Source organism: Rahnella bonaserana (assembly GCF_019049675.1).
In the GTDB taxonomy this organism is placed as follows: domain Bacteria; phylum Pseudomonadota; class Gammaproteobacteria; order Enterobacterales; family Enterobacteriaceae; genus Rahnella; species Rahnella bonaserana.
Window position 1 is genome coordinate 40,652 of sequence record NZ_JAFMOW010000064.1, and the last position, 23,894, is coordinate 64,545.

General features: G+C 51.4%; 17 protein-coding genes. 7 read left to right on the forward strand and 10 right to left on the reverse strand.

From position 1 onward, the window contains the following. Positions 1-19 precede the first annotated feature (19 nt). The gene (locus J1778_RS14305; RefSeq protein WP_217173731.1) at positions 20-883 is read right to left on the reverse strand and encodes a MurR/RpiR family transcriptional regulator; all 864 of its coding nucleotides are present in this window, start codon (positions 881-883) and stop codon (positions 20-22) included. 384 nt (positions 884-1,267) lie between these two features. Here J1778_RS14305 and J1778_RS14310 point away from each other — a divergent pair, with 384 nt between their 5' ends. After that, positions 1,268-1,753: an RrF2 family transcriptional regulator gene (locus J1778_RS14310; RefSeq protein ID WP_217173732.1), complete on the forward strand. Its 486-nt coding sequence runs from the start codon at positions 1,268-1,270 to the stop codon at positions 1,751-1,753. 87 nt (positions 1,754-1,840) lie between these two features. On the opposite strand, the gene oqxB is transcribed toward J1778_RS14310, so the two are convergent. After that, positions 1,841-4,993, reverse strand: a complete 3,153-nt coding sequence (gene oqxB / locus J1778_RS14315) for a multidrug efflux RND transporter permease subunit OqxB (RefSeq protein WP_217173733.1) — start codon at positions 4,991-4,993, stop codon at positions 1,841-1,843. A gap of 16 nt (positions 4,994-5,009) precedes the next feature. Then, complete coding sequence (locus tag J1778_RS14320; protein WP_420804085.1) at positions 5,010-6,230, reverse strand: efflux RND transporter periplasmic adaptor subunit; 1,221 nt, start codon at positions 6,228-6,230, stop codon at positions 5,010-5,012. Between the two features lie 361 nt (positions 6,231-6,591). Between J1778_RS14320 and J1778_RS14325 the strand changes: the two genes are divergently transcribed. The 3 genes from J1778_RS14325 (at position 6,592) to J1778_RS14335 (ending at position 8,796) form a co-directional block, all read left to right on the forward strand. Continuing rightward, the gene (locus tag J1778_RS14325) at positions 6,592-6,948 is read left to right on the forward strand and encodes a helix-turn-helix domain-containing protein (RefSeq protein WP_217173734.1); all 357 of its coding nucleotides are present in this window, start codon (positions 6,592-6,594) and stop codon (positions 6,946-6,948) included. 379 nt (positions 6,949-7,327) lie between these two features. Beyond that, complete coding sequence (gene kduD / locus J1778_RS14330) at positions 7,328-8,089, forward strand: 2-dehydro-3-deoxy-D-gluconate 5-dehydrogenase KduD (RefSeq protein ID WP_217173735.1); 762 nt, start codon at positions 7,328-7,330, stop codon at positions 8,087-8,089. A gap of 68 nt (positions 8,090-8,157) precedes the next feature. Continuing rightward, positions 8,158-8,796, forward strand: coding sequence for an RpiB/LacA/LacB family sugar-phosphate isomerase (locus J1778_RS14335; RefSeq protein ID WP_120508856.1), 639 nt, complete (start codon positions 8,158-8,160; stop codon positions 8,794-8,796). Positions 8,797-8,893: 97 nt separating this feature from the next. Here the strand turns inward: J1778_RS14335 and J1778_RS14340 are convergent, their stop codons facing one another. Further along, on the reverse strand, positions 8,894-9,214 hold the full coding sequence (locus tag J1778_RS14340; RefSeq protein ID WP_217173736.1) for a cupin domain-containing protein: 321 nt from the start codon (positions 9,212-9,214) through the stop codon (positions 8,894-8,896). 3 nt (positions 9,215-9,217) lie between these two features. Beyond that, positions 9,218-10,399: an oligogalacturonate lyase family protein gene (locus J1778_RS14345; RefSeq protein WP_217173737.1), complete on the reverse strand. Its 1,182-nt coding sequence runs from the start codon at positions 10,397-10,399 to the stop codon at positions 9,218-9,220. A gap of 283 nt (positions 10,400-10,682) precedes the next feature. Between J1778_RS14345 and proP the strand changes: the two genes are divergently transcribed. After that, on the forward strand, positions 10,683-12,185 hold the full coding sequence (gene proP, locus J1778_RS14350) for a glycine betaine/L-proline transporter ProP (RefSeq protein WP_217173962.1): 1,503 nt from the start codon (positions 10,683-10,685) through the stop codon (positions 12,183-12,185). A 122-nt stretch (positions 12,186-12,307) separates the two neighbouring features. Beyond that, entirely contained in the window at positions 12,308-13,789 is a 1,482-nt protein-coding gene (gene amyA / locus J1778_RS14355; RefSeq protein WP_217173738.1) for an alpha-amylase, read from the forward strand. A gap of 68 nt (positions 13,790-13,857) precedes the next feature. Here the strand turns inward: amyA and J1778_RS14360 are convergent, their stop codons facing one another. Then, positions 13,858-15,045, reverse strand: coding sequence for an energy-coupling factor transporter transmembrane component T family protein (locus J1778_RS14360; protein WP_217173739.1), 1,188 nt, complete (start codon positions 15,043-15,045; stop codon positions 13,858-13,860). A 620-nt stretch (positions 15,046-15,665) separates the two neighbouring features. Between J1778_RS14360 and J1778_RS14365 the strand changes: the two genes are divergently transcribed. Beyond that, entirely contained in the window at positions 15,666-16,271 is a 606-nt protein-coding gene (locus tag J1778_RS14365; RefSeq protein ID WP_217173740.1) for a helix-turn-helix transcriptional regulator, read from the forward strand. Between the two features lie 78 nt (positions 16,272-16,349). Here J1778_RS14365 and fbaB read toward each other — a convergent pair whose 3' ends face one another. From fbaB to J1778_RS14385, 4 genes are all read right to left on the reverse strand, one after another. After that, positions 16,350-17,399 (reverse strand): class I fructose-bisphosphate aldolase, encoded by a 1,050-nt coding sequence (gene fbaB, locus J1778_RS14370; protein WP_217173741.1) that lies wholly within the window; start codon positions 17,397-17,399, stop codon positions 16,350-16,352. A 132-nt stretch (positions 17,400-17,531) separates the two neighbouring features. Further along, positions 17,532-18,374 (reverse strand): hypothetical protein, encoded by an 843-nt coding sequence (locus tag J1778_RS14375; RefSeq protein WP_217173742.1) that lies wholly within the window; start codon positions 18,372-18,374, stop codon positions 17,532-17,534. Positions 18,375-18,543: 169 nt separating this feature from the next. Then, positions 18,544-20,922: a virulence factor SrfC family protein gene (locus tag J1778_RS14380; RefSeq protein WP_217173743.1), complete on the reverse strand. Its 2,379-nt coding sequence runs from the start codon at positions 20,920-20,922 to the stop codon at positions 18,544-18,546. After that, positions 20,919-23,891: a virulence factor SrfB gene (locus J1778_RS14385; protein ID WP_217173744.1), complete on the reverse strand. Its 2,973-nt coding sequence runs from the start codon at positions 23,889-23,891 to the stop codon at positions 20,919-20,921. Before J1778_RS14385 ends, J1778_RS14380 begins: the two co-directional genes overlap by 4 nt. Between the last annotated feature and the right edge of the window lie 3 nt (positions 23,892-23,894).

A 23,894-nucleotide genomic window follows, 5' to 3' on the forward strand; every position in this document is an offset into this window, starting at 1 on the left:
AAGCGCACGTCACCTTTTCCTAATCCCCCAACGGCTGGCGGTCCACGCCGCCCCGATGCCCGTCAAGCGCAAGCTTAATGCGTCTCAGACGGTCTTTTGCCTGTGTTTTGTTGGCCATCGCCAGTTCGGTGGCCAGCACATCAATCATCGCCAGCATGGCGTAGCGTGAAGTACTTGGCTTAAAAATGTAGTCATTTTCCCGCACGATCAGCGGCAGCACGATGTCGGCATTGGCCCCCAGGGGGGAATCCTGCGTAGTAATGGCGATGACTTTGGCCCCGTACTGCCGGGCTATCGCCACACTCTCAATGATTTCCGGGGTGTAACCTCCCAGCGAGAGCGCAAGTACCACATCGTTTGGCGCAACGGCTGAGCACATCATACGCACCAGCAGGCCATCGCTCTGGCTCACCACCGGCAGGCCAAGGCGGAACAGGCGGTACTGGACTTCCTGAGCGCAAATCGTTGAGCCACCGCCCATGCCAATTGCCAGAATTTGCCGGGCATTACTGAGCCATCCGACCACTTTTTTGAGTGAATCCGGGTTGAGTGCGCGCCGGTTGATGTCAAGCACATTAATGATTGTTTCGTAGATCCCCTGAACGCCGTCCAAATCCGGCACGTCCAGAATAAAACGCTGACCTACCGCCAGTGACTGCGCGAGTTTTACTTTCAGTTCACGCACATCTTTGCAGCCGATAGCGCGCGCAAAGCGGGTGACCGACGCCTGGCTTGTCCCGGTAAGATGCGCCATTTCTGCAATCGGCAGCGTGGAGGCAAACTGCACGTCATCCAGAATAAATTGCGCGATACGCTTTTCCGTCGCGGTAAGCTCCACAAAGCGGTCGGTGATGCAGGAAATAATGTCGATGGAGAAGGCCATTGCGCGTCTCTGAAGGGTAAGTGAATAGCTGATACTTTGTACCATAAATACGCATACAGGAGTATCGCGGCAGCCAGAAAGGGGTGTGATGAACGTGGTGATATATTTTGGTTAAGTAGCAGAGACTATTTCCGCTTAAAAATCCCACAAACTCTTGCCTGATCCTACTGGATTTTCTTACAAGCGCTTGAATTTAAAGAGGTGAAAAGGGGAATTTAACAGGGCTATTTATTAAGCGATTCGTGCCCTACATGATTGAAATGTATTGATAAATCGCATGTACAACGGCGTGTGTTTTTGTTATATTATTGACCAGATCACGGACAGGGTAATTCCTCTGTGATAGGGTGCTTAACCTAAGACTTGGTTTCTCAGGACAATGACATGTTAGATTATCGCTTTCCGACAGCAATGCAGATGGTGTTTTGTATCGCTCAGTCCCAAAAGGCTGAACAGCGCTGCACCAGTGCGATTTTAGCAACGGGTCTGGAAGCCAACTCCAGTTTTATCCGCAAACTGATGGTGCCGCTGACGCAACACGGCATTATCGTTTCCACGCTTGGCCGCACTGGCTCGATCACTCTGGGTCGTCCGGCAGAAGAAATTTCCCTGCGTGATATTTATTGCGCGGTGATAGAAGACAAGCGCCTGTGGGCCGCTCGTCCTGATGTTCCTGCCCGTTGTGTTGTCAGTGCCAATGCTTGTACGTATTTCAAAAATATCGTTAACGAAGCAGAAGAAGCCTCCTTTCAGGTTCTGGCGCGCCACACGGTCGCAGATGCTTTGGCGGAATTTGAGCGCGGTGGCAAATACAAATGCACCAAGGACTTAGCCGCGGAGTATTCAGAAGGTTCGGCCTGCTCTAAATAGCGTTCAACGTTTCTTCCGCGAAAACCAAAAACAAGCACAAAAAAAAGCCGGGATATTTTCCCGGCTTTTTGCATTCTGATTTTCAGATCAGGCAGTTTGTGTTTCCACGACGACTTTCTTACGCGTCACCAGCTTTCGCAGCGCCACATAGAATACCGGCGTCAGGAACAGCCCGAACAACGTTACGCCCAGCATACCGGAGAACACGGTAATCCCCGTCACTCCGCGTACTTCCGCGCCGGCACCGTGTCCCAGGATCAGCGGTATGGTCCCTGCGATGAACGCAATTGACGTCATCACGATAGGTCGCAGACGCAGACGACATGCCTCAAGGGCCGATTCAATAATCCCTTTGCCCTGTATTTCCAGCTCACGGGCGAATTCGACGATAAGAATCGCGTTCTTACAGGCAAGCCCCATCAGCACCACCAGCCCGACCTGCACGAACACGTTGTTATCGCCACCGGTCAGCCAGACGCCGAACAGCGCAGACAGCATGGTCATCGGAACAATCAGAATGACCGCCAGCGGCAGCGTCCAGCTTTCATACAAGGCCGCCAGCACCAGAAACGCCAGCAATACCGACATCGGGAACACGATCAGCGCCGCATTTCCTTGTGTCGATTGCTGATAACTCAGATCGGTCCACTCGATATTCATCCCGTTCGGCAGCAAATTTTTAGACATCGCGGTCAGCTCCGTCATCGCCTGTGCAGAAGACAGCACGCGCGGATCAGCGTCGCCAATCAGGTCTGCCGCCGGGTAACCGTTATAGCGGATCACCGGATCAGGTCCGTACGTGGTGGTGATATTCAGCATACTGCCGATTGGCACCATTTCGCCTTTATCGTTACGTGTACGCAGATTGGCGATATCTTCCACGCTGTCACGGAACTGACCATCGGCCTGCGCCATGACTTTCCAGGTACGTCCAAAACGGTTGAAGTCATTGATATACGACGACCCGAGATAAACCTGCAACGTGCTGAACAGATCATCAAGGGATACGCCCTGAGCCTTAGCCTTATCGCGGTCAATATGCGCATCCAGCTGAGGCACGTTGGCCTGGTAAGAGGAAATCGGATAACCCATTCCAGGCGTCTGCATAATCGCACCGGACATCGTATTGATCGCCGTCTGCAACGCGCCATAGCCTAGTCCTGCGCGATCCTGCACATACAGTGAATAACCTGAACCCTGACCTAATCCGAGGATTGGCGGTGGCATAATCGAGAAGGCAAAACCTTCCTGAATCTGCGAGATCTTGGCGTTGATTTCCGCGTTAATCTCCGCCGCCGTTCGGGTACGTTCGCTCAGTGGCTTAAGCGCGAAGAACACCGTGCCGGTATTTGGCGTGTTAGTGAACTGCAGCGCATTCAGACCGGGGAAGGCCACCGCATCAATCACCCCGTCAGTACTCAGTCCCAGGGCGCTGATTTTGCGGATCACCGCGTCAGTGCGCGACAGCGAAGCTCCTTCAGGCATCTTCACACCGGCGATCAGATACAGTTTATCCTGCGTCGGAATAAAGCCGCCCGGCACCGCTTTGAACATAAACGCTGCCGCACACAACAGCAGAACGTAAACACCAAAGACAGCACCACGACGCCCAAGCGTTTTTGACACCGCATTCTGATAACGATGAGAACTGGCATTAAAGAAACGGTTGAACGGACGGAAAATCCAGCCGAACAGACGGTCGATCAAACGTGACGGCATGTCTTTCGGCGCGCCATGCGCTTTGAGCAACAGTGCCGCCAGCGCAGGGGAGAGCGTCAGCGAGTTGATGGCGGAAATCACGGTAGAAATCGCGATAGTCACCGCAAATTGCTTGTAGAACTGGCCGGTTACGCCGGAGAGAAACGCCATTGGCACAAAGACTGCACACAACACCAGCGCAATCGCAATGATCGGTCCGGAAACTTCCCGCATCGCCTGATGCGCGGCGTCACGCGGAGCAAGTCCTTCCTCGATATTTCGCTCGACGTTTTCCACCACCACAATGGCGTCATCGACGACTATCCCTATCGCCAGCACCAGCCCGAACAGGCTTAACGTATTGAGCGAGAATCCGAGCAGATACAAAATACTGAACGTCCCGATGACTGAAATCGGTACGGCCAGTAATGGAATGATCGACGCGCGCCAGGTTTGCAGGAATAAGATAACCACCAGCACCACCAGCACCACGGCTTCGAGCAGCGTATGGACAACGGCGCTGATCGAATCACGCACAAACACCGTCGGATCATACGGCGCCCGCCAGGTCATGCCTTCCGGGAAGCGGGTGGCCAGTTCGTTCATCTTGGCGCGCACCGCGTCAGACAAATCAATGGCGTTGGCGCCAGGTGACTGGAAAATACCAATGCCCACAGCATCTTTATTATTCAGCTGCGAGCGCAGCGCATAACTGCCGGAGCCCATTTCGATACGCGCGACATCCCTCAGACGAACGATTTCACCATTATCACCGCTTTTCAGGATGATTTTGCCGAACTCGTCTTCGTCTTTAAGACGCCCCTGCGCATTGATAGACAGCAGATAATCACTGTCTTTTGGCATTGGCTCTGCGCCAAGCTGACCGGCAGAAACCTGCACGTTCTGCTCCTGCATGGCTTTCACCACATCCGACGCCGTCAGGCCACGGGCCGCAACTTTGTTCGGGTCAAGCCATACTCGCATGGCATATTCGCCGGCACCAAAAATCTGGATCTGCCCGACACCCGGTAAACGCGCCAGCTCATCTTTCACCTTCAGCGTGGCGTAGTTGCTCAGATACAGGGAATCATATTTGCCGGAAGGGGACACCAGATGCACCACCAGCGTTAATGTCGGCGATTGTTTCTGAGTGGTCACTCCCTGGCGACGCACATCTTCAGGAAGACGTGCTTCCGCCTGCGCCACACGGTTTTGTACCTGAACCTGTGCCTGATCCGGATCGGTACCCGGACGGAAGGTGACTGTCGTCACCAGCACGCCGTCAGAACCGGCGACAGATTTCATGTACACCATGTTTTCTACGCCGTTGATGGCTTCTTCCAGCGGCGTCGCCACGGTTTCAGCAATCACTTTCGGGTTGGCACCCGGATATTCGGCGCGCACCTGCACGCTTGGTGGAACGACATTGGGATATTCACTGACCGGCAGCAACGGGATTGCAATTGCGCCGGTGACCAAAATCAAAATCGACAAAACAGCCGCAAAAATAGGCCGGTCGATGAAAAAACGGGAAAAGTCCATGAGTCAGGATTCTCTTTTATTGAACGGCAGCAGGAGAAGGAGCGGCAACATTGGCGGCCATGCTGACCGTTTTGGCATTCACCGGCATTCCCGGCATAAAGACTTTCTGCACACCATCGATGATCACCCGGTCACCGGCTTGCAGACCTTTTTGCACAATGCGCAATCCACCTGACATCCTGCCGACTTCCACATCGCGACGCTGGGCTTTACCGTCTTTATCGACCACATACACAAACTTGCGATCCTGATCGGTCAGCACGGCTTTATCATCCACCAGCACGGCGCTGAACTGCGCGCTGCCCGGCATCTGAACACGTGCGAATAATCCCGGTGTGAAAGTACGGTCACGGTTATCAAGCAGGGCGCGCATGCGGATGGTGCCGGTACCGGAATTGAGCTGGTTATCGGTGAAATCCACCACACCCTGATGCGGATAACCGTTTTCGCCGACTAAACCCACATGAACCGGCAAACGATTTTGCGGGTTATCATTGAATTTTCCATCGCGGGCCAGAGCCTGATAACGCAGGAAAGTGCCTTCATCTACATCGAAATAGACATAAACGGTATCGAGCGAAACCAGCGTCGTCAGCACACTGGCGCTGTCTCCAGCGGTCACCAGATTTCCTGATGTGATCATCGCGCGGCTGGCGCGACCATCAATAGGCGAAATTACGCGGGTGAAATCAAGATTAAGCTGTGCCATGTCCAGCTGTGCCTGAGCAGCCAGTACATCTGACTGCGCCTGAGATGCGGCGGAGCGGCGCTGCTCGGCGATTTCTTTTGATACCGCCTGAGTGCCCATCAGCGCTTCGGTACGCGCCGATTCACTTCTCGCCAGACTGGCCTGATTACGCGCACGAACCAGTTCTGCCTTAGCCTGTTCCTGTGCGGCGCGGTAAGTGCGGTCATCAATGGTGAATAACACCTGACCCTTTTTCACTTCCTGACCTTCCTGATAATTCACCTTATCGATGTAACCGGACACCCGCGGGCGCAGTTGCACACTTTGTACCGCTTCCACCCGTCCGTTAAATGCATCCCACTGGCTTATAGATTTAATCAAAACATCGGCGGCACTGACCTGCGGGGCAGGCGGAGCCGAATTTTGTGCCACGCTGTTATCACACCCGGCAAGCAGGGCAACCATCAGCGCGATCCCTGAAAGACGCAACGTCAAATGCGTGCCACCGGAGCGGCCGCGTGCAACAACCTGTGATTTTTGCAGGTTCATCATTATTTTTATTTCCAGTGAGTAAGTGCCGCCAGGCAATACACCGGCCTGTCCGCCGGGTAACGTCCTTTGCCTGATCTGACTTTTTTGGGACTTGTGCCGTTCATCAGCACAATAATGTATCAAATACTGATACAATTGATTCGAGGGGATTGTAGGGATGCGCCTACTAAAGTGCAAGAATTACTGTTACACTTTCTGTGCTGTTTTACAGAATGTTTACTTCGGGGTGGGTGACTATCAGGTAATGGCAAATTAAATGCAATAGTAAAACTTGCATTTAATCGAAAACTAGGTCAGTTTATAAAAAGACGAGTCGCCCTCGGGGCGCACAAACAAAAAAATAAGCAGGAGATGGCCCATGAGAACCGAGGATTTCATTCACGACCTGATCGACTGGATCGATCACAATCTGGAAGAGCGACTGGATATTAAAACCGTTGCCAAACGTGCAGGCTATTCGCGCTGGTATCTCCAGCGGATGTTCAAAGAGCACACAGGTTTACCGATGGGTGAGTTCATTCGTGAGAAAAAACTGAAGAAATCTGCTGATATGCTGGCCAGCAGCGGTGAGCCAATTGTCAGCGTGGCGATTTCGCTGGGCTTTGATTCACAACAGTCTTTCACACGCAGTTTCAAACGTCAGTTCGGTCAGACCCCAGGTGACTGGCGCCGCGGCCTGAATATGGGCACGGAATGTCAGGGCTGTCTGCACTGATTCTTCTCTCCACTTACTCCCGGTAAGTGTGTACCGCTGGCCCGGCTTCCTGCCGGGCAGTGAACTCTTTTTTGTCCCCCCCGGCTTTGTACTCTCTCTTTATTATTCCCGTGACGCATTCAGAAGCCTTTCTCTCTGCTTTTCCCCTCACGTTATGATCTGCATTTCAGGCATCCGCACAGCAGCATTTCTCAGGACGTGATCAACCCAACAAAAAACGACATCAAAGTTCATCTAAATTGAAATGATGTTTCATTTTGTTGAGTTGCGCGGATTTTCTCGCTAGACTCCCTTCATGACTCTGGAGCCGGGCGCAGCCCGACAACCAAAAATCCTACGGAAAAGCGCATTCGCCTCCGTTTTATGAAAAGGAAACATCATGATTCTGGATAATTTTTCTCTGAAGGGTAAAGTCGCGGTCGTCACCGGCTGTGATACCGGTTTGGGACAAGGTATGGCCATTGGCCTTGCTGAAGCAGGCTGTGACATTGTCGGCATCAACATTGTTGAACCCACCGAAACCATCGAACGCGTAGGTGCGACAGGACGTCGTTTCCTGAGCCTGACTGCCGATCTTAGCGATACCAAAGTGATCCCTGCGCTGCTAGAACGTGCTGTGGCAGAAATGGGCCATATCGACATTCTGGTCAATAACGCCGGGATTATCCGCCGTGAAGACGCCATTGAGTTCAGCGAAAAGAACTGGGATGACGTGATGAACCTGAACATCAAATCGGTATTTTTCATGTCACAAGCGGTGGCAAAACAATTCATCGCGCAGGGCACGGGCGGCAAAATCATCAACATAGCGTCGATGCTTTCTTATCAGGGTGGCATCCGCGTACCTTCCTACACTGCATCGAAAAGCGCCGTGATGGGCGTCACCCGTCTGCTGGCGAACGAATGGGCGAAACACAATATCAATGTGAACGCCATTGCACCGGGCTACATGGCCACCAACAACACCCAGCAACTCCGTGCCGATGAAGCGCGCAGCGAAGAAATTCTGGGGCGTATTCCTGCGGGTCGCTGGGGCTTGCCATCTGATCTGATGGGGCCGGTTGTTTTCCTGTCTTCTCCGGCATCCGACTATATTAATGGCTACACGATTGCCGTTGACGGCGGCTGGCTGGCACGTTAATTACGCCAATTATTGCTAAATAATCACCGACAGCAGCGGGTCACGCCGCTGCCCAAAGAGGAAATCTCATGAAAATTGCATTGATGATGGAAAACAGTCAGGCCGCTAAAAACGCGATTATCCTGAAAGAACTGAACGCGGTGGCATCTGAGAAAGAATATCCGGTGTACAACGTAGGCATGTCTGATGAGCAGGATCACCACCTGACTTACATCCATCTGGGTATCATGGCCAGCATTTTGCTCAACTCTAAAGCGGTAGATTTTGTTGTAGCAGGTTGCGGCACCGGACAGGGCGCACTGATGTCATTGAACATTCATCCGGGCGTTAACTGCGGTTACTGTATTGATCCGGCTGATGCTTTCCTGTTCGCGCAAATCAACAACGGCAACGCATTGTCACTGCCATTCGCCAAAGGTTTTGGCTGGGGCGCTGAACTCAATGTGCGTTTCATCTTCGAGAAAGCCTTTACCGGCGAGAAAGGCCAGGGCTACCCGGCTGACCGCAAAGAACCTCAGGTGCGGAATGCCGGTATTCTGAACCAGGTGAAAGCTGCGGTTGTGAAAGAAAACTATCTCGACACGCTGCGCGCTATCGATCCGGAACTGGTGAAAACCGCCGTGACCGGTGAGCGTTTCCAGAAATGTTTCTTCGAGAACTGCCAGAACAAAGAGATCGAAAACTTCGTGCGTGAAATCCTCGCCTAAGATTTCATTTTCTTGATGACAAAAAAACCGGTGCCCATGTGGCACCGGTTTTTTTATGCAGCTCTATTCGGTTAACCCTTAATAAAAAGATGACGGGTTACAGAAAATCCTGTCGTTGCGGTGTGAAGGTATCGAGAAGTACGCCTTTCTCCAGACACACGCAGCCGTGCATGATGTACGGTTTTTTGTATAACGTGTCGCCCGCGGTCACTTCGTGAGTTTCCTCGCCGATAGTGAATTTAAAGCGACCGGAAAGCACGTACGTCAGTTGCTCATGCACATGGTTATGCATCGGCCCGACCGCACCTTCCTCAAAATACACTTCGACGGCCATCATGCTGCCGTCATGGGCCAGAACGCGGCGGCTTACACCGCCGCCTAAATCCTGTAAGGGGATCTCTTTTTTGAATACAAACATCGGTTAGTCCTTTCTTAACGAGCTGAGCAGGGCATCCGGAATTTCTGCCAGATACAGCGCCGGCAGGCCTTCGTAATCGGTGGTAAAGAGCACGTGACGATCGTCCGGCGAGAAAGAAGGGTGCGGATGCGTCACCTGACGGTCGCCATCCAGCACACGCCATGAACTGTTATGGGCGGCAAGCGGGGCATGCTGGCGGGTTTTGGCGTCAAAAATATACAGCCATGGATCGTTTTCAATCGTATGGCTGGCGGTATCTTTCACATCTACCGGCGTGCCGGAACCGTCGCCGACCAGCAGCGTTCCGTTTTCATTGCTCATCAGGTGTGAACACGCGGGCATGGTCATCAGACAAATATCTTCACCGGTCTGCGGATCAAAGCGGCGGATATGACGGTCGTGCTGGCCTTTCAGATAAGACACATACATCAGCGCGGAGCCGTCCGGCACCCAGAATTCGTGCGTACAGCTTTCACCTGGTGCATGCTCCTTCACCTTGCGCACATTGCTGCCATCCTCATTTACCAGCCACATGCGGGCATCTACCAGATCATGCGGGCCTTCATGACAGAACGCGACGGTATTATCATCAAAAGGTCGGTATATCGGATGACCGAGCCATTCATTCTTTTCGTGTATCACGCGGGACTTACCATTAATGAGATCGACACGCAGCAGGCGGCAGTGGGGATGACTATGATAAAACTCCTGAAAGATTTTCCAGTCAGATAACGGTGTCCAGTCTTCACGACTGATCTCAATGCCCACCAGACTGGTGCATTCACTGTTCGCGACCCAGGTGCCGTATCCGACCCAATCTTCCGGTACGGTATAAACGGTTTGCTCGCTGAAGTCGGCGAGTTTTACACGCTGCAAACTGCGCTCATTTTTCACGTAATACAGAAACTGATCGTCGGGCGAAAGGAAGCCACCGAAGGTATTGTCACCTTCGCCTTCCGTTAACTGAACCGCCTTTTGGGTCTGAAGATCCAGCAGATAGTAATTGCGGTTGCCATCAAACTCACCGGCAAACAGCAGCCTGCCGCCGTCGCGGGTAAAGCATTTCTGATAGAAATAGTTGCGATGGCAAAGCACATCGGGCGGTGTCAGACGCGTCACGCGCGCGCCGGTCTGTGCGTCCTGAACGGTGTGGAAATTGAATTGAATCTGAGAACCTTTCGCCATGATTCACCTCATAAGTGGCAATAAAATCAGCCGTGTGTGGGCTTCCATTCATTAATTGAAATGCAATTTCATTAAATTGAAAACACATTACCACTTACTGATGAGCTCTGGCGGCGATCGCTGACGAAAATGCAACATCGATCACGTTTTTCCCTTCTGTAAAAAACATTCTATAATGTCATGGTTTCGTAAATAACAATTGATACCCAAAATAGATTAAGGGTACTGAACACATACCTCACGCTTTACACAGTGAAGTTATTTTAGAAAAGGGATGTACATGATTAGATTGAGAAAGAAACGCGTTAAACCGATGCAAATCAACGACATTACTATCATTGATGATTCCAAGCTCAAGAAGGCGATCACTGCAGCTGCGTTAGGTAACGCGATGGAGTGGTTCGACTTCGGTGTGTACGGCTTCGTCGCCTTTGCACTGGGTCAGGTTTTCTTCCCGGGTGCCGATCCGGGCATTCAGATGATTGCCGCACTGGCTACCTTCTCCGTTCCGTTCCTCGTCAGGCCTCTGGGCGGCCTGTTCTTTGGCGCGCTGGGCGATAAGTTTGGCCGTCAGAAAGTATTATCCGTCACCATCATTATCATGTCGGTCAGTACCTTCTGTATCGGCCTGATCCCCGGTTACGCCACCATCGGCATCTGGGCTCCGATTTTGCTGTTACTGGCTAAACTGGCGCAGGGCTTCTCGGTCGGGGGTGAATATACCGGCGCAGCGATTTTCGTTGCCGAATATTCTCCTGACAGAAAACGTGGCTTCCTCGGCAGCTGGCTGGACTTCGGCTCTATCGCCGGTTTTATCCTCGGCGCGGGTGTGGTTGTTCTGATTTCCAGCATTGTCGGTGAAACCAACTTCCTCGAATGGGGCTGGCGTATTCCGTTCTTCATCGCCGCACCGCTGGGCCTGATCGGTATCTACCTGCGTCATGCGCTGGAAGAGACCCCGACGTTCCAGCAGCACGTTGATAAAATCGACAGCGATTCCCGTAAGGACATTGCAGAGCCGCCGAAAGTCTCTTTCCGTGAAATTCTGACCAAGCAGTGGAAACCGCTGATCGTCTGCGTCGGGATGGTGATTGCGACTAACGTCACTTACTACATGTTGCTGACGTACATGCCGAGCTACCTGTCGCACAGCCTGCATTACTCTGAAGATCACGGTGTACTGATTATCATCGCCATCATGGTCGGTATGCTGTTCGTCCAGCCGTTTATGGGCCTGCTGAGTGACCGCTTTGGCCGTAAGCCGTTCGTTCTCATCGGCAGCGTGGGCTTGTTCATTCTGGCTATTCCATGCTTCATACTGATTAACAGCGGCGTCGTCGGTCTTATCTTCGCAGGGCTTCTGATCCTCGCGGTATTGCTGAACTGCTTCATCGGTGTCATGGCGTCGACCCTGCCGGCCATGTTCCCGACGCACATCCGCTACAGCGCGCTGGCGATTGCTTTCAACATCTCCGTGTTGATTGCCGGTCTGACACCGACCATCGCCGCCTGGCTGGTCGAATCTACCGGTAACCTGTATATGCCAGCCTACTACCTGATGGTCGTGGCTATCATCGGTCTGGTGACGGGTATCTTCATGAAAGAAACCGCTAACCGTCCGCTGAAAGGCGCGACGCCGGCCGCATCGGACCGCGCAGAAGCGAAAGAAATCCTTCAGGAACATCACGACAATATCGAACAGAAAATCGAAGATATTGACGCGCAGATTGCTGAACTTGAATCAAAAAGAAAGAACCTGATTGCGCAGCATCCAGACATCAACTGATCATTGCCCCGCGTAATCTCAAAGCCGGTCACCTCGCTGACCGGCTTTTTTTTGCTCCGTGCCGCATTTTTCCCATTCCTGCTCCATACTTCATTTCCCGGTTATTTGAATGGAAAGCCTGTATGCAGAATCCTACGTTGTTTCAGTTCTTTCACTGGTATTACCCGGACGGTGGACAACTCTGGCCGGAAGTCGCCGAAAAGGCCGCATGGCTGGCACAAACCGGTATCACCGCAGTGTGGCTCCCGCCTGCGTATAAAGGAGATTCCGGGGGTTACTCGGTCGGTTATGACACCTACGATTTATTTGATTTGGGTGAGTTTGAACAGAAGGGAAGCCGCGCGACTAAATATGGTGACAAAGAGGGTTTACTCGCCGCCATCGACGCGCTGAAGTCTAACGGGCTTGGCGTTATCCTCGATGTGGTGCTCAATCATAAAATGGGCGCGGATGAGAAAGAACGCGTACAGGTAAACCGCGTCAATATTGATAATCGTGAAGAAATCAGTGACGACATTATTGAGGCCGATGCCTGGACTCGCTTTATTTTCGCCGCACGTAACGGCCAGTATTCGAAATTCATCTGGGATTATCACTGCTTCAGCGGTGTCGATCACATTGAAAACCCTGATGAGCAGGGCATTTTCAAAATCGTCAACGATTACACTGGCGGCGGCTGGAACGACCAGGTCGATGATGAATTCGGTAATTACGATTATCTGATGGGCGCCAACGTCGATTTTCGCAACAACGCCGTCAGCGAGGAGCTTAAATACTGGGCACGCTGGCTGCTGGAACAAACCGGTTGCACCGGATTTCGTCTGGATGCGGTCAAACACATACCGGCATGGTTCTATAAAGACTGGATCGACCATGTTCAGAATGAGGCTGAAGACCCGATTTATATCGTGGCGGAATACTGGTCGCATGATGTTCCGACGCTGCAAAATTATATCGAGCAGGTCGAAGGCAAAACCATGCTGTTTGATGCGCCGTTACAGCTGAACTTCCATCACGCATCAAAGCAGGGCGCAGATTACAACCTGAGCCAGATTTTCGACAATACGCTGGTAGCCGCCGATCCGGCGCACGCCGTCACACTGGTTGCTAACCACGACACCCAGCCGTTGCAGTCACTGGAAGCGCCTATTGAACCCTGGTTCAAACCGCTGGCCTACGCGCTGATCTTGTTGCGTGAGCAGGGCGTGCCGATCGTCTTTTATCCGGACTTGTGCGGCGCGAATTACGAAGATGAAGGCGATGACGGCAACAGTTACACCATCGACATGCCGGTGATCCCTGGACTCGAAACGCTGATCAAGGCGCGGCAAACCCACGCATGGGGCGTTCAGACCGACTATTTTGATCACCCGAATTGTCTGGCCTTCAGCCGCAGCGGTACCGCCGAACATCCGGGCTGTGTCGTCGTGATGTCAAACAGCGAAGCCGGTGAAAAAGCCATCGAACTGGGTGATAATTTCGGCCATAAAAAATGGCATGATCTGCTGGGTAACCGCGAAGAGATCATCGAAACTGACGAAAAAGGATCGGCAGTATTCTTCTGTGCCGGGGGCAGTGTCAGCGTCTGGGTACTGACGGAGTAAATACCCGGGCGTATGGGTGCTTTAATGCCCACACGCCCGATAATTAAACAGCATTCAGGGATAACAGATCACTGCTTTATGACTGGTTTTTCTACCGACTTGGTCATCAAAGTATTACTGAATGTTGTATCTGATTGTTTTACCTCACGACTGCTGAAAACAAAGCATTTTTGCGCCATGTCTTTTAGCAAAAATTTGTGGTTTTCTTCACTGAGTTTTTCTTCATCTAAATCTTCCTTAAAAGTCATATCTCGCATTTCAATTAAATATGTCGGACATAACAATACACTGTCTCCCAAAGCAAATGGTTTAACCGCGGTAATAAAAAAACCGCCTTTGAAAAATTCTTTCGTATCCCAATATTGAGCCGGGAACATCGCATGATCGTATAGAGACGAGTTAATGTAATAAGCATGTGGCCGCCAGTCAGAAACACCAATATTACTCATGGCTTTATTTATAGAGTAACTTAAAAGATTATCTATCATCAACATAGGGATGGCCAATGCAAATACAAAAGTACCAATCAAAATATTTTTGTTTATTACCTTGTAGTTGATTTTCTGATACAGGCAATAGGACACAGGAGTAAACCCTGACAAAATCATTACTAGAATATAGATGCATGCATAAAAGACAGATTGATTTGTACTAGCTTCATAATAGGTAATCAAAATACCAAGAGGTATACTTGAATACAACATTGAAAACAAAAACAAAGCAAAAACCGCCAGCCTAATCGAAATTAATTTCTTTATCCCAGGTGAGTTATTAACAGAAAGCAATGTAAGGAAGAAACATAAAATTAAAATCGACAACCAAATGAATAACGGAACATTCTTAGGGAGAAAAATAACTAATGTAAAAAAAATAAAAATAAAGCATGCCATTCCAAAAACAAGTGTTAGTAAAAGTGCTAGTGGGCTTTTGATATTTTTAAAAATATCAGAATCCATTGATATATAATATACATAGAATGGCATGCTCGGCACCAGCATAATTAAAAGAAAAATACCTGCGAATAAGATAAAAGAAGCAATAAGTGGAAGTAAATTAGTTGGGTTTGTCAAACTCTGAGTGAAAAGGTCTAAGCGACCGATGCTATTCAAATAACTCCAGAGTAAAATACATGAAGGTATGATCATTAGTGGAGACATCTGTACGATTTTTTTGAGAAACTCATAAGCCTTATTATACAGATTCATGTGATTTACAACCTTATTAGGATTATGGTTCGCTTTAAATTTTTCGTACATGGCTAGTCCCTAAGGTAAGTATGTTTAAAACAGTCAGTAAAAGCATCAGTTTTACCATAATAATTGTCAAGCATATACTTGCATTCGTGGAAATATACCACACCTCAACTTTACGCATTCATACCTGTTCCCTTCACATATCATTACTTCTGATATAAAGAAGGCGAGTCAGCAGGTAGAACTTACATCGGCGGAATTATGAAATAAATTAGCAAATCTACGCATTCATGCATTTATTCTTCGTAAAGATGGGCTCAAAAAGTTGGGTGGTCTTTCTTCTGAAAGTATCGCAGAATGATCTATCAACTTATAACAAAGTGTCGCGAGGCAGACGTGATACAGTGCTTCCTACTGAATAAAGTGGCTGATAATTACAAAAAACATATAAAACAAGAAATTAAGAAGAGACTGCAAATTCTCAACATCGTTTGACGCACAACAACTGCCTCTCGATTAGACAAACAACCGCCAGATAATAAAAATCATAAAATCAACCCTTTTTAGGGTGTAAAAGTAGACTCGAAAAATGTTGAGCACTGCCCGTAACTGAGTAATATCAGCCGCAAGCCTGCAAGAGGATAACAGGAGCTATTTATTATCTTAATAAGCTGAAGCCCGTCATGTTAAATATTATTTTTGATGATCCCAATGCGGCATATCGTTATGGTATGGAGAATTTCCTTACGCAGATATTTTCTCTGGAAAAGAAAATTCCGGTACAAATGTCAGATCTGACTGCAAACAACATATCCACGGCTGATATTATCGTGAAAAGATTCAGCGCCGGTGAGAGTACGGTTTGCCAGCCATTATTTCAGCTGCGTAATCCGCAAAGCCTGATTATTGCAGTATATGACTGCCGGACAGTGCCATTCGTGACGGACCTGCCCTTGTGTATTACTAACATTCTTTTTTTAAACCGTAAAAGCTCTCTGGAACACATCAGAAAACGGGTGTTCAGCGGCTGGGCCAACCACACGACGGGTGTCCCTGATCAGCTGCCGCGTGATTGTGCCAACTGCAGACAACCGAAGCTGTCTGCAACAGAGGCCAGTGTTGCTGCGTTGATTCATGCTGGAAATGATGTGGGATACATTGCCAGAGAATTACAGATACCAGAGAAATCCGTCAGTGTGCACAAAAGAAAAATCATGTCGAAATTCAATGTGATATCGAATTCCGAACTCCACAGTTGCCTGAAGTTAATTAAAAACAAAATATTCTAAATATGATACACAGAAAAGCCGGAAGGCGTCTTCCGGCAAGCAGGCTTAAATTGCTAAATTGATATGACTAAAACAACATCAGGCAATAGTGACTTTTTTATCCAGATAAACATCCTGCACGGCGTTTATTAACGCAACGCCTTCTTTCATGGATTTCTTGAAGGCCTTGCGCCCCAGAATCAGACCCATGCCACCCGCACGTTTATTGATAACTGCCGTACGCACAGATTCCTGAATATCATTTTCGCCGGCCGCACCGCCGGAATTAATTAAACCTGCGCGCCCCATATAACAGTTCGCCAGCTGATAACGCACCAGATCGATAGGGTGATCGGTAGTCAGTGTGGAATACACGCGCTCATCGGTATAACCAAATTTCACCGCTTTATAGCCGCCGTTATTTTCCGCCATTTTCTGCTTCACGATATCCGCGCCAATGGTCGCAGCCAGATGGTTGGCTTGTCCGGTCAAATCGGCGCTGGAATGATAATCCTTGCCGTCTTTCACAAACGCCGGATTACGCAGATACGCCCACAAAACAGTGACCATACCCAGTTCATGCGCACGCTCGAAAGCGGCTGAAATTTCTTCAATCTGGCGGCGAGATTGTTCAGAGCCAAAATAAATCGTCGCACCCACCGCCTGCGCTCCAAGATTGAACGCCTGTTCCACGCTTGCATACAATGTCTGGTCGTACTGCGTCGGATAACTCAGGGTTTCGTTATGATTGAGTTTGACCAGGAACGGGATTTTATGGGCATAGCGGCGCGAAACTGACGCTAACACCCCATACGTGGACGCCACACAGTTACAGCCTGCTTCAATCGCCAGTTCGACAATATTTTTAGGATCGAAGTACAGGGGATTGGCAGCAAAAGAAGCGCCCGCGGAGTGCTCGACGCCCTGATCCACCGGCAAAATGGACAGATAACCCGTTTTGGCTAAACGCCCGGTGTTATACAAATTTTGCATCGCGGCCAGCACACGGGGAGAGCGGTTATTGTCGATCATCACGCGGTCAACAAAATCGTTACCGGGAAGATAAAGCTGATCTGCGGTGATGGTGGAACATTGATGCTGCAGCAGTGAATCGGCTTCTTTGCCTAGTAACTTAGCGATATCAGTCATATGGACTCCTTTTCGGCTCTTTGCGAACGCTCAGAGCAGTGAATGAAATTTCCTGACCCCTTACTTATAGTCGCCTTACCGGCTTTTTGTGTAACTCATATTGCGCTTTTGCGGCAGCCGGTCACTCTGCAGTCACTCAGTCAGAACGTCTCTGTCTTCACCCATATTGTTGAAACCACCCGGAAATTCGATCGTGACATGCTTATCATTGCTTCCTTGCCAGACATTCCTGAAAATGGTGGTAGCGACGGTACCTGCACCGCATTCAAACGCCATTTCATTGTCCATTTTACCCGTACGGATATTAATGAACCGCAGCTTTCTCATTGAAGATTTACAATCCTGCGTTTGCTGGTAAATCCCTATTAATAAATACCTTTTCGTGTGATACCACATAGGAATTTCCATTTCCCCGGCAGGTTTTATCTCCTGACTTTTGTCGTCCGTGTCATCAAGTTGAGCCACTTCTTGCAGATGTATAACCAGGGATTTTCTTCCGTCATTCCAGAGCCCTGTCACTTTGCCGCTATCAACGCTGAGTTCCATCGGACAAGGATTGGGACGTGCGGGTATCGGCTTCGGCACCACGGGACTGTCTCCGAGAGTATCGGGAGGCGTCACTTCACAAAGAACCAGCTTGCCATCCGCATGGCGCGTACCCACTAAAGCGATAGGGCGCCGGTGTGCATCATAATAGTAACTCCCTTCAATTTTTGACTGGCCGGCCTCTCCACGGTTTAACTCATCATAGTTTTGCAGTGAGACGTGGACGGGATAGCTGCCTACGAAACCGGTGTAATTGCGTACCTGATACCAGCCGGCACAGGCTGGTGTACTGAACAAGGCGACGCATAAAAACGCAGCGGACAGCACGGAAAACCATCGGTAGCGGCTGAGTTTATGGGTGTCTTTTGTCGGGAAAGTAAATGAGGGAATAGTGCAGGTTACATTCATTGTGATGTCCGGTTTGTTCATGAGGCCGTGATCATATGCTCATGATTTTACCTGTTTTGCTGAGTTCCATGCAGAAAAGCATTCAGGGGTGCATGCTGTCAGCAAACACTTTTTAAATGCTCTTTTAAACAATACCCCGCACCGGTATCAAAAAAAACGGAACACCACACTGATGTCCCGGTTTAATTATTCAGTTTGCCGCTTTTAACGTCTTCAGCAACTGCGCGAGATCGGCGCGCTGTGCTGCCGGGATTTCACCGCCCGCTGCATAACCCGCATTTTGCATAATGCTTTCCTGCAACCCCACCAGCCAGTCGTAGATATAAAACGCGGTGGAATTGGTCGGGGTGGCCGAAAGTTTGGTCAGGCGCTGGGATGATTTCCAGCTGGCGACGCTTTTCTTCGGTTTGGCGAAGATCTTGTGACCTTTATTTATGCGGCTTTCCGGACGCTCAGCTTCAGGTTGTTTTTCAAAGCCCAGCCACGCCACAAAATCGCCGAGCACGGTAAGCGCACGGGAAACCTGCCGGTCGGCATGATGTTCATGTTCACGCGCACCCGCCGGTAATACATTGCCTAAAGACCGCACCAGCGCTTCCCCCATATTAAGACGGAAACTGGCAGTGATAAGCTCCTCCATCAGCAGTTCGACCGTCGGTTTCGCCACGCCGAGCAGGGCGATCAGCGGTTCGTTTTCCGGCAGACTGCGCAGTTGGTTGATCCAGTAACGCTGGACCTGACGGGCAAACGCGGTGCCATCATCCGCTTTCGCCTGCCAGACGGGCGCGTCCTGTTGTTCTGCGAAGAGATCAATATCGATGCCGATACCAAAACTCTCCGCGCCGTTTTCATCCTGAGCGCCGGATTCCACCGGCTGGCTGGTATGTTCCAGATAAATACGGTGCAGCTCGTCGCGGCCTGGCAACAATTTTTCCAGTAGTTCGCCATGAACGCCGGTGCGGGTTTGCAGCGCTTTAATTACCGTCTGTACCGTACGCTGTTTCTGCTGCGGATCCGCGGCTTCGCCTTCCTGATACCAGCGGCCGAGCAGGTTGTCTGCCAGTTCACGATGCAGTTCATCACGTAGTTCACTCAGACGGGTCAGCCGTACCTCAGGACGGATTTCAGCCACCAGATAATCCGCCATGCGTTGCAAACCACGCTCGTCCATCGCCAGCAGTGCGCCCCAGGCATCGCCCGGATTGCCCACATGACGCTGAACAGCCTCGTCAAAATGCACAGACTGCGTCATCCGCCGGTCAAACGGGGTCAGCACCCAGACCAGGCCCGGTTTGCGGCGGCTGCGTACCTGCGGGTTTTCGCCGTGCATCTCTTTCACCCAGTGCTCGAGAGTCCGGCCAACCGCGACCACGTCATCACGTTTATCCGCGGCGGTGCAGACCATCAGCATATTCATCTCATGGCGGTCGGTGTAACGTTCCGGCAGATACGCGACTTTGGCGCGAAACAGCGGCGTAATGTCGTCATCACTGTCGTCGACCTCTGCGTCGCCGTAAGCCGGTAAATCCAGTAGATCAAACTGTTCGAACAAGGCTTCGCGTGGCGGCGAAAGCAGGGGGATCTGCACTTCAGATGCAAGCAGGGTTAGCTCTTCAAGTGACAACGTCACAGGTACAGTGCTCGTATCTTCAAATTCCGGGCAGACTGAAATCTCAATGTCAAAGGCCGGAGACTGACTGAAGATGCCATCGGCCGGTTGCATTGAATCATCGACCAGCACACTGAGCGGAGCCAGCAGACTCTTTGCGCCACCCAGGTGTTGCAGCGTATGCGCGTAATGACGGTAAGCCGTGGTCAGCGCGGGCACGTTGCCCCACAGAATTGAGAGCAAACGCGCACGGTCATCGACATTCAGATACGGTGCCAGCTTTACCGCGACCGGCCAGAAATGCGCATTGAGATGGCGAAAACGACGGGCATCAAGTCGAATCATGGAATCCCATAATCCCATCATCTGCTCACTGCTGAAGCCTTCAACCGGCTCCGGCTGGCGATGCATCATCAGTTTATTCAGATGTTCGGTGATTTGCTGCGTATCCGGCACGTGGTAATAGCTGTCCGGCTCGAAAGCGCGGATAACGATGCGGGCCAGATCAGGTTCACTGAGTAACAGCACGCGAACCGGGTATGCCCGGTCGCGCACATCGGACTGACGTGTGAAACGGGTGGCCAGGCGCGCGGTACGATGCCCCGGATTAATTTGCGTCAGATAATCCAGGGTAACCCCGCCCAGACGGGTTTCCAGTCGCCCGTAATTCCCGGCGGCCAGCGAACAAATCAGATAGGATTTACCCGCCTGTGAATGACCATAAAAGCCCAAAGCCGGCGGCAATTCACAAGCCAGTGCCAGACGCTGCGCTTTATCGCGGCAGCGTGTTAACTGCAAATTAAGCCGGTCAGCTTCAAGATCTAAACGGGGTGCCTGAGCGCGGGTGTTTTCCACCCAGTTCAGCGCATCGCCAATAGTGTCGGACGCGGCGGCAAACTGACGTTGCAGCACATTAGTGGTCAGATCCTGCGCCGGAATTGTTGTTGTGCTGATTGTCATGAGACGAATACGCTCCCACTGTCGATCCAGTAATGGCTTTCGCCCAGTGTATTTAGCCGCAGACGCAGGTGATGGGCTGGCACTTTGGTGCCGTTGTCCAGTACCGCGCTGGCAATATCAAAAAATTCCGGCGTCGGGTGATCTTCCCCTTTTTTGACCGCCAGTTTCACCCGCAGCACGCTGTCACCGGCCACTTTGCGCGCCAGCTCAGGCTCGGCAATTGACAGGGTATACAGCGGTGACGCCGGCCAGCGGTCATTTTCCAGCTGACGGAAGCCCAGACAAATCGCGCCACGGATACGGAAACTGGCCCCGGTGTCGAGTTTGTAATCATGGGCATCGAGGTCAATATCGCTGTAACAAACGTTCTCCCCGGTCAGCGCCTGATTGCCATCGAGCATGCCCAGATAGCGCACCGTCGAATACGGCTGGAAGTCACCGGCTTTGAAATAGAAGCCCGGCAGACGTAGATCCAGCGCCAGCAGGCAGAGCATCGCGCCCACGGCAGCGGTAGATTTCGGATTGTCGATGCGCCCGAGTTTATTAAACGGATACCAGCCGCTGGTGTGATAACCGTCGAGGGATAACATACGGTTAATCGGCAGCGGTTGCAGGTGACGGAACAGCGCCTGAATACCAGGGAAGCGCGAAGGGCGACCGGTCAGCAGCAGGACATCGCAATCATGCAACGACACCACTTCACACAGTGAACGCAGATTCTGGGTAATGCTCATCCGGTTGGATAAAAACTCGCCGTGCAGCTTGCTGAGTTTGAGCACCAGCGGTGTTTGCAAAATATCAAAGACCGCGGAACCGGCAGGCAGCACGCGCTGGATTTCGCTGTGCAGATAATCGAGCACTTTTTGCGTCGGCGGCTGTTCCAGCAACTCACCAAAAGGTGCGTCGATTTCCGCATGGGTATCCAGCGGGTCAAAGCGTTCATATACTTCCAGCACCGCGTGAGCCAGCGGAATGAAAATTTGCAATGTGCTTTGCTGGCGCAACGTTGCGTGTCCGTCCATGCGGCCTTCGCTGCCAAACAGACGGGTCATCAGCCCGTCAGGATTCGCCAGGCCGGCCTTTTTCAGTGCCGCATGCAGCGCTGGTAAAACGTAAAGCTGAATGACGTCGAGCAGAATATCGTCGCCCGCCACTTTAAAGCCTTCGCGGAACAGCAGACGCGGGGTGATTTTGACGTTGTTACCCACACCGTCATCCAGCCAGTATTGCGTGATAGCCAGATCGGTGGTGCCGCCGCCGATATCAATCGAGGCGATGCGCAGGGTTTTACCGACTGGTTCGTCATCCGCCAGTTCGCGGTCAGGTCGTGCCATGCTGGCAAAAAACTCACCCGTATGGCCGCCGAAATTCACCTGCGTTTCGTTATACAGATAGACCATCTGACCGCAGGTGGCTTCGTCCCATTCCATCTGCACGTCCGGCACGGGCATCAGGCTTTTCGCCTTGTCTGCCGGAGTTTTAAAGCCGTCATCAGACGGATGCCAGCCCATTGATTTCCATACCAGACCAATGGCTTCCTGCATGCGGCGGCGGAAGATTTCACGCTCCGGTTTAGGCATCGCCGAAGGCAGGGTCAGGATAATATTGCGTAACTGACGCGGAGCGGAAGAGCGCAGCATTTTGGTACGCTGAGCCGGGCTGTTAATTTGCATCAGCGCCTGCGCCAGCAGTTCGGACAACATCAGCGTCATCACCGAACTGCGGCTGTAGTGCGCCGAAAATACCGGCAGGCGGTCTTCAGCCGGTAAATCAGACAGCGGCTGTCCTTCATCATTAATCAGAAATGTCAGCGGCATGGCGGCCGCGACAGGTTCGGTAATCGCGCCATGCCCGCCCTGACTGAAACGCCAGCCCGGCGTGTAACTGTCTTCATCCCACAAATAGCGGCGCGGGCTGGAAATTCCGGTCGAGCCTTCGGTACCTTCGCGCAGTAAAGCCAGACGGCTGGCTTCACGCCCGGCACGCAAAATTGACGGCCAGATGAACGCATCGTCACGACCACTTTCGGCAGAAAAGTTAGGCTTGCCGAAGCGAGCCTGAGCAAATTCCACGCGGCTTTCAAACAGTTCGTTATAGAGGAAATGCGGCTGAGAAAGATCGCGCAATTGCAGTTCGCTGGTCTGCTTCAGACCGTCGATTTCACCGACGTGATCTTCAACCAGAATGCCGCAGGTATGCGAATTACCGACATCCAGGATCAGGTCCACGTTGATGGCCGGTTCCTGCAGGGTGGCACCACTGATTTTCAGCTCCGGAATGCCGAGCTGACTGCCGAGCATTTCCAGTAAATTCAGGTAGTGCGCCTGATATTCAAACTCACGCAAGGCGACTTTGATGTTGCGCGCCTCACGCTGCTCGCGGATAGCCGACTGCTCTGTAAAAACTTCACGCAGCCAGCCGTCAACCCAGGTCTGGTCAAGAAAATCCAGCAGTTCATCGTTATGCCACGCCAGCGCGAAACTGATGCCGTTTTTCACATCATCCGGTGTCGGGGCGAGCGGGGTATGTTCATCATCGCCTTCCACCACGCGGGTATCGAAAGCAATCACCACGCGGTGTGTGCTGCCGTCCGCTTCCGGCGTATCCAGCTGACGGATTTGCACCCTTGCCCAGTTATCCGGGCCAGCCATGAAAGTGCGCGGAGGATTAAAGCGCAGGAAAGGCAGCGGCAGCCAGATTTGATCCAGCAGTTTCAGCGACTGTTCCAGCGGAAAACTGAACTCAGGACGCACCACTTCCGGTGCGCCGCCGTCGGTTGCCGGTAAAAAGTGACGGCCATTTTGCGGATTATAATCCAGACGCAACAGCGGGCCGTTGGCACTTTTACGCACAAATTTGGCAGGCAGTTCGGTATCCCAGACCGGCTTAAGCGCGAAGTCGAGGAACTGGATGCCGCTGTCCCGGATCAAAGTCATCTTTTGTTTAAAATCAGTAATGGTTGCCAGCATGAT